This window comes from Flavobacterium bernardetii, from assembly GCF_011305415.1.
Taxonomy (GTDB): Bacteria; Bacteroidota; Bacteroidia; order Flavobacteriales; family Flavobacteriaceae; genus Flavobacterium; species Flavobacterium bernardetii.
In genome coordinates, this window is the sequence record NZ_JAANOQ010000005.1 from 28,503 (window position 1) to 41,604 (window position 13,102).

Sequence of the window (13,102 nt, forward strand, 5' to 3'; positions counted from 1 at the left end):
TTCTAAAACATAATTCTAATAAATGGCGCCCAAGCCTGTGAATACACATGATTGTTGTCTTTGTGTAACAAGTTATATTTTATACCTACAGTCAAATTTTGTGCTCTATAACCCGCACCAACAAAAAAAGCCGTGTTCCAAAAAGTGTCATCAATTAAGAAATCACCATCAAAATTCCGGTTTACTTTTAATTGTTCTAATTCTGCAGAAAGCTGAATTTCTTCAATCGGATGTACTAAACCAATTAAACTTCCGCCAAAAATAGTCGACTTGTATCCAATAGAATTAAAGTTAGAAGGATTTTGTTCTTGCGCCACATAACTTCCAGTTAAACCCACTCCAACTGTAAACGTTTTGTCAATATTGTAATATCCTGTTGGAGAAATAGATACATTTGTAAAGCCATTTCCAACCGCTAATCCTAATCCACCCCCAAACTGAACTTTTTTCCAAAATACACTTTCCGTTTTAGGAATACTATCTTGTTGTGAAAATAGTAATGCGGAATTCAAAAAAACAAGTGTGTAAAAAAACGTTTTTAGTATCTTTGCGTGTAATTTCATGGGAATTTTTACTTATTTGTTAATATGAACATAAAAGTATAAATTTCTTTGAACTTTTAGCATAAAAGTTTATACTTTTGCATAAATTTTTTTAACCAAATCGTCATTAGGACAGAATTATGGATAGGTTTTCCTTTTTAAACGCAGCACATACTGCATTTTTTGCAGATTTATACGACCAATATTTACAAAATCCGGATAGTGTAGAACCAAGTTGGAGAAGTTTCTTTCAAGGTTTTGATTTTGCGAATGAATTTTCAAATCCAGGTGAGCAAATTGCTCATACTGCTAATGGCTCAGCTTCTGGTGGGAATTCTGAGCAACTTCAAAAAGAATTCAATGTTCTTAGATTAATTGATGGCTACAGAACCAACGGGCATTTATTCACTAAAACAAATCCTGTTAGAGAAAGAAGAACGTATGCTCCTACTTTAGCTTTAGAAAATTATGGGTTATCTCAAGCTGATTTAACTACAGTTTTTGATGCAGCAAAAATGGTAAATATGAAACCAAGTACTTTGGCGGATATTATCAAGCATGTAGAAAGTGTATATTGCTCATCAATTGGTGTTGAGTTTATGTACATCAGAGAACCAAAAGTTCTAGATTGGATTAAAAACAGATTAGACATCAACGACAATCAGCCGAATTTCTCAGCTGATGAAAAGAAAAATATATTAAAAAAATTAAACGAAGCGGTTTCTTTTGAGACTTTCTTACATACTAAATATGTAGGTCAAAAACGTTTCTCATTAGAAGGTTGTGAAGCTGCAATTCCTGCTTTAGATGCTTTAGTGGAAGCTGCTGCTGAAAAAGGCGTAGAACAATTTGTAATGGGAATGGCACATCGTGGTCGTTTGAATGTTTTAGCCAACATTTTTGGAAAAAATACACAAAATATTTTCTCAGAATTTGACGGAAAAGATTACGATGAAGACATGAACTTTGATGGTGACGTTAAATATCACCTGGGTTTAACTTCAGACCGTGTAACTGATTCTGGGAAAAAAATCAATTTAAACTTAGCACCAAACCCTTCGCATTTAGAAACAGTTGGTGCCGTTATTGAAGGAATTGCAAGAGCCAAACAAGACCGATATTTTGCTGACGATTTTTCAAAAGTTTTACCTATCGCCGTTCATGGTGATGCTGCAGTTGCAGGACAAGGTATTGTGTATGAAATTATCCAAATGGCAAAATTAGACGGTTATAAAACTGGTGGAACTATCCATTTAGTAATTAATAACCAAGTTGGTTTTACAACAAACTATTTAGATGCACGTTCCTCAACGTATTGTACAGATATCGCAAAAGTAACCTTATCGCCAGTTTTACACGTTAATGCAGATGATGCAGAAGCAGTAGTTCACGCGATGAAATTTGCTTTAGATTACCGTATGGAATTTGGCGGTGATGTATTTATCGATTTGTTAGGATACAGAAAATATGGTCATAACGAAGGTGACGAACCTCGTTTCACACAACCAAAATTATACAAAGCGATTTCTAAACATAAAAACTCAAGAGACCTTTATGCTGAAAAGCTACAAAACGAAGGTGTAATTGACGGAACTTATGTAAAAACTCTAGAAGACGCTTATAAAGCTAAACTAGATGAAAATTTAGAAGAATCTCGTAAGAAAAGCTTAACGGTTATTACGCCGTTTATGCAAAATGAATGGACAGGTTTCGAAAAAGTTTCAGATGATGTGATGCTTTCGAAATTTGATACAAAATTTGACAAGCAACAATTAACTGAAATTGCTTCAACCATTACAGAATTACCATCAGACAAAAAATTCATTAGCAAAATCACGAAATTAATTGGTGATAGAAAAAACATGTTCTTCGAAAAAGACCAATTAGATTGGGCAATGGGAGAATTATTAGCCTATGGATCTTTAATCTCTGAAGGGTACGATGTTCGTATTTCTGGACAAGATGTGGAAAGAGGAACTTTCTCTCACCGTCATGCCGTTATTAAAGTTGAAGAATCAGAAGAAGAAGTTGTTTTATTAAACGACGTTAAAAACAAAAAAGGAAACTTTTATATATACAATTCGCACCTTTCAGAATATGGTGTAGTTGGTTTTGAATACGGTTACGCTTTAGCATCGCCAAATACGTTAACGATTTGGGAAGCACAGTTTGGAGATTTCTCTAACGGAGCGCAAATTATGATTGACCAATACATATCTGCAGGTGAAGACAAGTGGAACAATCAAAACGGATTGGTTTTCTTATTGCCTCATGGGTATGAAAATCAAGGTGCGGAACACTCTTCTGCTCGTATGGAACGTTATTTACAAATGTGTGCGAAACACAATATGTACATTGCTGACGTTACGACTCCAGCGAACTTCTTCCACTTGATGAGAAGACAAATGAAAACAAAATTCCGTAAACCGTTAATTGTGTTTTCACCAAAAAGTTTATTACGTCATCCACAAGCGGTTTCAACTGCCGATGATTTAGCAAATGGACAATTTCAAGAAATATTAGACGATCCAAACGTTACAGATAAAAAAGCGATCAAGTCTTTAGTATTCTGTACAGGAAAAGTGTATTACGATATTATTGCAAAACGTGAAGAATTAGGAAGAAATGATGTAGCTGTTGTTCGTTTAGAGCAATTGTTCCCATTAGCAACAGATCAAATCAAAGCGATTATCGATTCGTATCCAAATGTTGACGATTATGTTTGGGCACAAGAAGAACCTAAAAACATGGGAGCTTACGGATTTATGTTAATGAATTTCGATTTAGTAAAATTACGTTTAGCGTCACCAAAAGCATATAGTGCACCAGCAGCAGGAAGTTACGAACGTTCGAAAAAACGTCAAGCGAATGCCATTGCTATGGTTTTTGACAAAAATTTATTTCAATAACAGTTATACAACACATTAATATATTTTAGGTAGCCTTTTCGCCTAAAACTAAAAACGAAAGAATATGATTTTAGAAATGAAAGTCCCATCACCGGGAGAATCTATCACCGAAGTTGAAATTGCAACTTGGTTAGTTAAAGACGGAGATTACGTTGAAAAAGATCAAGCTATTGCTGAAGTAGATTCAGACAAAGCAACTTTAGAATTACCTGCAGAAGCTAGCGGAATTATTACGCTTAAAGCGGAAGAAGGTGACGCTGTGGCTGTAGGACAAGTAGTTTGTCATATTGATACTGACGCTGCAAAACCAGACGGAGCAACTGCTGCGCCTGCTGTTGAAAAAGCACCAGAAGTGAAAAAAGAAGAAGTAAAAGCGGCACCAGTTGCTGAAAAAACTTATGCTACAGGAGCACCATCTCCAGCAGCTAAAAAAATATTAGACGAGAAAAACATCTCTCCTTCTGACATCGTTGGAACTGGAAAAGGTGGAAGAATTACTACTGAAGATGCAGCAAACGCAGTACCTTCAATGGGAACTCCTACAAATGGATCTCGTGCAACAGAAAGAGTAAAACTTTCTATGTTACGTAGAAAAGTAGCAGAAAGATTAGTTGCCGCTAAAAACGAAACAGCTATGTTAACGACTTTTAACGAAGTTAACATGACACCAATTAATATCATCAGAAATCAATATAAAGACGAATTTAAAGCAAAACATAATGGTATTGGTTTAGGTTATATGTCATTCTTTACAAAAGCGGTTACAAGAGCGTTGCAATTGTACCCAGATGTAAATTCAATGATGGATGGTGACCATAAAGTAGCTTTCGATTTTGCAGACATTTCAATTGCGGTTTCTGGACCAAAAGGATTAATGGTTCCTGTTGTTAGAAATGCAGAATTATTAACGTTCCGTGGTGTGGAAGCAGAAATTAAACGTTTAGCTTTACGTGCAAGAGACGGACAAATTACTGTTGACGACATGACAGGTGGAACATTCACAATTACAAACGGTGGTGTTTTCGGAAGTATGTTATCTACGCCAATTATTAATCCTCCTCAATCTGGAATTTTAGGAATGCACAACATTATTGAGCGTCCAATTGCCGTAAATGGTAAAGTGGAAATCCACCCAATGATGTATGTGGCGTTATCTTATGACCACAGAATTATTGACGGTAGAGAATCTGTTGGTTTCTTAGTTGCAGTTAAAGAAGCTTTAGAAAACCCAATGGAATTATTACTAGACAACAATCCTAAGAAAGCTTTAGAGTTATAGTATTTGCTTTGTCATCCTGAACTTGTTTCAGGATCTAAATATAACTAATCCCAAACTCTTACGAATTTGGGATTTTTTTATGTTAAAAAAACAAGTACAAAAAAATAAAACTATTTTCAAAATAAATTAAAAAAAATTGTAGCTTTATTCCTTATTTTTAACTCTTCAAAATTTAATAATTGAGCTTTTTCAATTTTTCAATATGCATAAATTATTCTACTTTTTTATACTATTAGTAACCGCTCCAAGAATGTTTTCTCAAAATTTGAGTGAGTTGGAAATTAAAAAAAACCGCAGTATACAAGAACTACTTATATCTAATCCTGAAAAAGCTTATAAAGGTGCAATAGAAATTAGCAATTCTAAAAACGAGTTATTTGGTTTTTTTGGCAAATATTATGTAGCCAATTATTTTTATAACAAGTCTGAATTTACACATTCCAAGCAACTTCTCATCACACTTATAAATCGTATTGAAAAAAGTGACAACATTAAATCTAGTAAAGTATATCAGGATTTAATTGGAATGTGCATCAATAAACTTTTCTACATACATAAAAATTTAGGAGAATATGACTTAGCCTTATTTTATCTCGATAAATATAAAAAGAATGTACCTAATAATCATTTTAACGAACAATATGGCTCAATAAAAGTAGCCATGGGCGATTATGTAAATGGAATTTCATTGTTAAAGAGAGAATTAAAGACCTCACATCATTTAAAATTAGGAATTGGAGAAAAAAAAGTAATGAACAAAAAACTATTTGCTGATAAATATAATATTATTGGTGAAGCCTATCAAAAATATTATATCCAAACCAAGAAAACTATACTTTTAGATTCTGCAAATTACTACTTTAATGTAGCTGCAAAAATGATGTTACAAGATAATTTTTATCCAGAATACACAAGAGCCTTGTTGAGTATGCGAGAGGCAAAAAGTGCCGCTTTGGCAGGGAATTACGTCAAATCATTGTCTCTATACAGAGAAAGAAAAAAATTTCCAAGTATCCAGGAAAACATTAGAACAGAACAATTATTCGATTTAGGAATGGCCGATTGTTTTCATCATTTAAATGAAGTTGATTCAGCCCTTTTCTATTGTAGAAAATATATAAAAAATTATCAAATAACTAAGGTTTCAAAAGAAAATTTATTAATGGCATATAACATTATGACACAATGTTATAGTGAAAAAAAAGACAATAAGAACGCTTATCTCTATGCTCAAAAAAGTTTAGAATTAATTCAATCAATTGGAGGAATAAAAAATAAATCTTTAAATTTTCTTCACAATTATGATTTAAATAAAATAAAAGAAGAGTCTGATAAAATTATCGCGTCTAAGAATTATTTTAAAATTTCTCTTTTTGGAATACTAATCATTTTATCTTCAGTAATATATAGTTTTTATTATTATCATAAAGTTCAGAAAGAAAAGCATTATCGTTTTTTAAAAATTATTCAAAACTTAAAAGAATCTAAAACCTCGTCGAATAACAACCTCGAAATCGATAAAACGGAAACACAACCTAAACAAATAATTGATGATGAGCTTATTGAAAAAATAGTATTAGGTTTAAAAAAAATAGAGAAGAAAGAAACTTTTTTAGATCCAAACTTCAAGTTGGCTTTTGTTGCTAAAAAATTAAACACGAATACAGCTTATTTATCACAATACTTCAATCAGGTTATGCAAAAGACCTTTTCAGAATACACACAAGAATTACGAATACAATATGTACTCCAAAAACTTATTGACGCGCCTTATTTTCGTAAATATACATTGCAAGCTATTGCTGAAGAAGTGGGTTATAAAGACGCAAATACTTTTGTTCGTGTTTTTAAAAAGCAAACGGGACGTTCACCGAATTATTATATAGAAAAACTAGAAAATTAAATATAAACAACTCAATATCAGCAAAATAAACCTTTTTAATCTATATGATTATTTATAAATAATCGTATAGATAAATTGTATGCCAACTTTGTAAAAATTATTTTTGGACTTACTTTAATAATAATTACAAAGTTTATACAATGAGGAAGAAAATTACTTTATCCTTATTTTTGGTGCTTTTTCTTATAGCATCAAAAATTTCAGCTCAAAGCACAACAGGGATCAAATACCCTGCAGGAATTCATCAAGCTACAAGCAGTGGACTGAAAATATCTCCAAATCCTTTGGTGTTTGCGCAAACCACAAACAGTTCCGTAATTATAGGATGTACCTCTGCAACAAACGGATTATTTCCAAGTAATACCATTACACCAAATTGTAGTGGAAACTATGAAACAATTACTAGCCAAAGTTATGCAGGTGAATACAGTAATGTAAATGTAATTGCAAACAAACAATATTCGTTCTCGAGTTCTGTGACTAATGATTATATTACAATTACAAACGGAACTGGAACTATTATCTATGCTAGCGGAACACAACCAGTAATATGGGATTCTGGAAGTACAACAGGAGTTATCCGTTATTACCTTCATACAAATGCTAATTGTAGCAGTGAACAAGTTAATAGATCTCGCTATTTAAGATGTGCCGATGCATCAAACTGTGTGCCTCCATCAAATCTAGTAGTATCAAATGTTACATCAAATTCTTGTAAAATAGCATGGACAGCAGCTTCACCAGTGCCATCTTCTAATTATGACATTTATATTGTTACAACAAATAATGCCCCTGATGCTAATTCTACTCCTACACTATTTAGTACTACTAACTTATCTACTTCAATTTCTTTGAATGTAGCAGCAGGTACTACCTATTACTATTGGATTCGATCTAATTGTGGTTCTACGACTGGATCATGGATTTCAGGTGGAAATTTTACTACACCACCAGCACTGACATGTAATGGTGCAAGTTATGGATTGTATCCAGATGCAACCTTTACCCCAACTTGTACTGGTAATCCGCAACAAATTGTTGCCGATGCTTATGCTGGCGAATATTCTAATGTAAATGTAGTTGCCAATACCCAATATACTTTTTTTAGCTCGGTTTCTTCCGATTATATTACAGTAACTAATGCTTTAGGAAATACGATTCTGGCATCAGGTACTACACCTCTAAATTGGGTTTCGGGTACTTATTCAGGAACTGTTAGATACCATATTAATACCAATGCCTCTTGTGGTACACAAAATACAAATAGAGTAAGATATATTCAATGTATGGGCTTACCAACTTGTGGAGTACCTAGTAATTTAGTTTTATCTAATATAACATCAAATTCTTGCAGACTTACATGGTCTCCACCTGCAACTACTCCAACTGGTTATGATGTATATTTATCTACCGTTAATACAGCTCCTGTGAGCGGAACAGCTGCAACATACACTGCAACTGGTACATTTATAGCTTCATTAAACCCATTAACAGCTTCAACTACCTATTTTTATTGGGTGCGTTCTAATTGTAATGGAACAAAAAGCAATTGGGTTTCAGGAGGAAGTTTTACTACACTTACTCCATTAACTTGTAATGGTGCAATATATGGTTTGTTTCCTGCAGCCACTTTTACTCCTTCTTGTACTGGCAATCCAGAACAAATTGTAAACAATGCATATGCAGGTGAATTTGCAAACGTTAATATATTAATAAACAAGCAATATACTTTTACAAGTTCTGTAACTACCGATTTTATTACCATTACAAATGAGGGTGGAACGGGAGTATTAGCAAGTGGATTGACACCATTAACATGGAATTCAAATTTTACAGGAGTTATCAGATATCATATTAATAGCAATGCTAATTGTGGTACTCAAGCTAGTTCAAGAGTGCGTTCTATTACTTGTGCTACACCTACAGGATGTAATACTCCACTAGAGCCATATACTGATGGTGTAACTTCTACATCTATAAATATTGGCTGGTTCGCCGCAACGCCTGTACCAAGCAACGGATATATATATTGTTACAGCACCATCAACGATCCATTTTCTACTGGAGCTATCACAGGAACTACTACAGAAACCTATGCTGTGTTAAACAATTTATCACCAAACACTACCTATTATTTTTGGGTAAAATCTAATTGTGGACAAACACAAACCGATTGGATTTCGGGAGGTTCTTTTACAACCTATTCAGCTTCAGGTTGTAATGCACCAACACAATTATATTACGATGGTTTAACATCAACAACTAATAATATTGCATGGGTAGCACCAACGCCTGCACCAAGCAATGGCTATGTATATTGTTACAGCACCATCAACGATCCATTTTCTACTGGAGCTATCACAGGAACTACTACAGAAACCTATGCTGTGTTAAGTAATTTATCGCCAAACACAACCTATTATTTTTGGGTAAAATCAATTTGTGGTAACACACAAACCGATTGGGTTTCGGGAGGTTCATTTACAACCTATTCAGCTACAGGTTGTAACGCACCAACACAATTATATTACGATGGTTTAACGTCGACAACTAATAATATTGGATGGGTAGCACCAACGCCTGCACCAAGCAATGGCTATATATATTGCTACAGCACCATCAACGATCCATTTTCAGCTGGAGCTATCACTGGAACTACAACAGAAACCTATGCTGTTTTAAGTAATCTATCGCCAAACACTACCTATTATTTTTGGGTAAAATCTATTTGCGGAAACTCACAAACCGATTGGGTTTCGGGAGGTTCATTTACAACCTATTCAGCTACAGGTTGTAACGCACCAACACAATTATATTACGATGGTTTAACGTCGACAACTAATAATATTGGATGGGTAGCACCAACGCCTGCACCAAGCAATGGCTATATATATTGCTACAGCACCATCAACGATCCATTTTCAGCTGGAGCTATCACTGGAACTACAACAGAAACCTATGCTGTTTTAAGTAATCTATCGCCAAACACTACCTATTATTTTTGGGTAAAATCTATTTGTGATAACACACAAACCGATTGGGTTTCGGGAGGTTCATTTACAACCTATTCAGCTACAGGTTGTAACGCACCAACACAATTATATTACGATGGTTTAACGTCGACAACTAATAATATTGGATGGGTAGCACCAACGCCTGCACCAAGCAATGGCTATATATATTGCTACAGCACCATCAACGATCCATTTTCTACTGGAGCTATCACAGGAACTACTACAGATACCTTTGCTGTGTTAAGTAATTTATCGCCAAACACAACCTATTATTTTTGGGTAAAATCAATTTGTGGTAACACACAAACCAATTGGGTTTCGGGAGGCTCATTTACTACGCAAGTACTTACATCTGAATCTTTTTCATTGGATAACGTAAAATTATATCCCAACCCTGTGAAAACTATTTTTAATATTTCATTAGATAAAGAAATTACAACTGTTTCTATATACAATTTATTAGGACAAGAAGTTTTATCAAAATCTGTTAATAGTAACGAAACTTCAATAGATGTTAATGATTTAACTGCAGGAACTTACTTAGTAAAAGTAACTTCAAATAATGAAGTAAAAACATTGAAAGTTATTAAACAATAATTTTTAAAAATATATTAAAAACCCAAATTCAAAAAGAGTTTGGGTTTTGAATTAAAAGATTGAATCGCCTCAGTAAAAATAACACACAACACATAAAAAAATATTAAAAAATGAAAAAAAAAGCTACTTAGCTTAATCACTTTATTTAGTTTATCTTTCTGTATGAGTCAAACTATAATAAATGGAAATTTTGAGACAAACACTTTAAGTTCATGTCTTATAAACCCTTCAAATACAACATATAACAACTCTATTTCAAACTCTGTTGCTTTTGGGGATTATACCTTTTCTGGTCCTGATTTACTAAAAAGTACCTGTCCGTATGGAAGTCCTACAAATGGAACTTGGTTCCTAGGCCTTGGATATGGTACACAACCTAGTGTAGGTTATAGAAGTGATGCTATTTCGTTAGAAATTGACATGAATTTAGTTCAAGGAAATTCTTATACCATTAGATATTTTGATAAAGTTTCAACAGCTGGTGGAGGCGCAGGCGGTTTAATTCCACTTGAGTTTGGACTTTCTACAGAATCATCATCATTTGGAACATTAATTCATAGTTCTGTTCCTTCTTATTCTTAGGTGGAAAGGAATTTTACTTTTGTAGCGCCAAGCAATGGAAATTTCATCACTTTAAAACCATTAGTATCAGGAACTACAGGAAGTTGGATACATGTGGATAACATTCGAATTGAAAGTGCTTTAAGTCTAGATGATAGATCATTTGAAAACGAAATTGTTTCTTTTCCTAATCCTTTCACAAATACACTGACTTTTAAGCTAAACAATATTAATGATGTATCAGAATTAAGAATTTTTGATCTAGCAGGAAGAGAAATAATTAAAAAAGAGTTTATAAATGAACTTACACTAGAAACCTTTGATTTTAATTCCGGATTATATTTTTACAGAATTACTAATCAAAGCCTAATTTTAAAAAAAGGAAAGATTCTTAAAAAGGAATGAAAAACGTTATTGCCATGAAGAAACAACTTTTAGATGCAGCAATAGTTTATTTTCAAAAATAAATATTAAGAAGATTAAAATTATCAAAATCCCAAATTCAAAAGAGTTTGGGATTTTTTTTGTTTCTTTGTTTTATGAAGAAAAAAGAGAAAAAAGCAGCAATCGGATTTATATTTTTAACCTTAGTGATTGACATTACAGGCTGGGGAATTATCATACCAGTTATTCCGAAATTGATTCAAGAAATGATTCATGGAGATTTAAGTGACGCTTCAAAAATTGGCGGTTGGTTGTTATTTGCGTATGCTTTTACACAGTTTTTATTGTCGCCACTAATTGGAAATTTAAGTGACAAATACGGTCGCCGACCAATTATTTTATTTTCGCTTTTAGGATTTTCATTAGATTATTTGTTTTTAGCCTTCGCTCCTACTATAACTTTTTTATTTATTGGAAGAATTATTGCTGGAATCACTGGCGCAAGTATCACAACTGCTACAGCCTATATTGCCGATATTAGCACACCAGAAAACCGAGCAAAAAACTTCGGAATGATTGGTGCGGCTTTCGGAATTGGATTTATAATCGGACCAGTAATTGGTGGTTTGTTAGGACAATTTGGCGCTAGAGTTCCGTTTTATGCGGCAGCAGCTTTGTGCTTTATTAACTTCTTATACGGTTATTTTGTGTTGCCTGAATCACTTCCAAAAGAAAATAGAAGAGAATTAGATTGGAGCAAAACCAACCCTATTCGTGCTATTTTAAACTTAAAAAAATATCCAAAAATTTTCGGTTTATTTATATCGATTATGTTAGTTTATATTGGTTCGCATGCCGTTCATAGCAATTGGAGTTACTTTACGATGTACCAATTCAAATGGGATGAAAAAATGGTTGGTATTTCATTGGGAATTATTGGGTTGTTAGTCGGAATTGTGCAAGGTGGTTTGATTAGATATATTAATCCGAAAATCGGAAACGAAAAAAGCATCATTTACGGATTGGTTTTATACACGTTAGGAATGTTTTTATTCGCCATCGCTACAGAAAGTTGGATGATGTTTACGTTCTTAATTCCGTATTGTTTAGGAGGAATTTCAGGTCCGGCTTTACAATCGGTAATTACAGAAAATGTTCCTGCGAACGAGCAAGGAGAAATTCAGGGAACGTTAACTAGTTTAATGAGTTTAACGGCTATTATTGGTCCGCCATTAATGTCGAATGTGTTTTATAATTTCACTAATAAAAATGCAGCTGTACATTTCCCAGGAGCACCATTTGTTTTGGGAGGAATATTGATGTTGTTTAGTGCGATTATTGCTTTTTATTCGTTTAAAAAACAACGACTAATTGCTACGGCAGCTATTGCAAATACAAACACAGATTTGGATAATCTATAATTGCCTTACCTTTTAGTAACACATCCGCGCCGATAATTCCATCGACTGGTTTTATTTTTTGTTGTGATAAGGCTTCATTTACATGAGATAAATCGAAAAGTATAAATGTAGAAGGCAATTGTTTCCAAGAACCAATTTGGAGATAATTGCCTTTTGATATTTTAGCATGCATAGTTGTAGAACTTGCGCTGGCGGCAAAACTTTCATAATCTCTAACTTCTAATCTGTATTTTTCAATACTTTCTAGACCTATGCAGGTATTTGACGCACCTGTATCTAAAATAAAATTTCCAGCAACACCATTCACTTTCACTTTGATTAGTAAATGTTGTGTTTTTAAAAACTTAAATTTAATTCCTTTGTATTTATGTGCTTTTAAAAACGCGGGTAATTCTTTCATATAATGAATCTTTATATTTTCAAATATAGTGAAAACAAAAGAGGTTGTCTAAAAAGTTATTATTTTGTCAATCTGAACTTGTTTCAGATTCT

Annotated in this window: 9 protein-coding genes; 7 read left to right on the top strand and 2 right to left on the bottom strand. The window is 33.3% G+C overall.

Going from position 1 to position 13,102, the window contains the following annotated elements; all coding sequences use genetic code 11:
• Positions 1-2: 2 nt before the first annotated feature.
• Positions 3-563, bottom strand: a complete 561-nt coding sequence (locus tag G6N05_RS10075; protein ID WP_225875155.1) for a hypothetical protein — start codon at positions 561-563, stop codon at positions 3-5.
• Between the two features lie 119 nt (positions 564-682).
• On the opposite strand from G6N05_RS10075, the gene G6N05_RS10080 reads away from it, so the two are divergent.
• The 7 genes from G6N05_RS10080 (at position 683) to G6N05_RS10110 (ending at position 12,610) form a co-directional block, all read left to right on the top strand.
• Positions 683-3,451 (top strand): 2-oxoglutarate dehydrogenase E1 component, encoded by a 2,769-nt coding sequence (locus G6N05_RS10080; RefSeq protein WP_166128106.1) that lies wholly within the window; start codon positions 683-685, stop codon positions 3,449-3,451.
• A 64-nt stretch (positions 3,452-3,515) separates the two neighbouring features.
• The gene (gene odhB / locus G6N05_RS10085; protein WP_166128109.1) at positions 3,516-4,730 is read left to right on the top strand and encodes a 2-oxoglutarate dehydrogenase complex dihydrolipoyllysine-residue succinyltransferase; all 1,215 of its coding nucleotides are present in this window, start codon (positions 3,516-3,518) and stop codon (positions 4,728-4,730) included.
• Between the two features lie 202 nt (positions 4,731-4,932).
• Positions 4,933-6,633: a helix-turn-helix domain-containing protein gene (locus G6N05_RS10090; protein WP_166128113.1), complete on the top strand. Its 1,701-nt coding sequence runs from the start codon at positions 4,933-4,935 to the stop codon at positions 6,631-6,633.
• 140 nt (positions 6,634-6,773) lie between these two features.
• Positions 6,774-10,244: a fibronectin type III domain-containing protein gene (locus G6N05_RS10095; RefSeq protein WP_166128116.1), complete on the top strand. Its 3,471-nt coding sequence runs from the start codon at positions 6,774-6,776 to the stop codon at positions 10,242-10,244.
• 162 nt (positions 10,245-10,406) lie between these two features.
• A complete protein-coding gene (locus tag G6N05_RS10100) occupies positions 10,407-10,826 on the top strand; it encodes a hypothetical protein (protein ID WP_166128118.1) in 420 nt (139 codons plus the stop codon).
• A complete protein-coding gene (locus tag G6N05_RS15765) occupies positions 10,827-11,210 on the top strand; it encodes a T9SS type A sorting domain-containing protein (RefSeq protein ID WP_166128121.1) in 384 nt (127 codons plus the stop codon).
• 134 nt (positions 11,211-11,344) lie between these two features.
• On the top strand, positions 11,345-12,610 hold the full coding sequence (locus tag G6N05_RS10110) for a TCR/Tet family MFS transporter (RefSeq protein ID WP_166128123.1): 1,266 nt from the start codon (positions 11,345-11,347) through the stop codon (positions 12,608-12,610).
• On the opposite strand, the gene G6N05_RS10115 is transcribed toward G6N05_RS10110, so the two are convergent.
• On the bottom strand, positions 12,573-13,010 hold the full coding sequence (locus tag G6N05_RS10115) for a retropepsin-like aspartic protease (RefSeq protein ID WP_166128125.1): 438 nt from the start codon (positions 13,008-13,010) through the stop codon (positions 12,573-12,575). The genes G6N05_RS10110 and G6N05_RS10115 overlap by 38 nt on opposite strands.
• Positions 13,011-13,102: the final 92 nt, after the last annotated feature.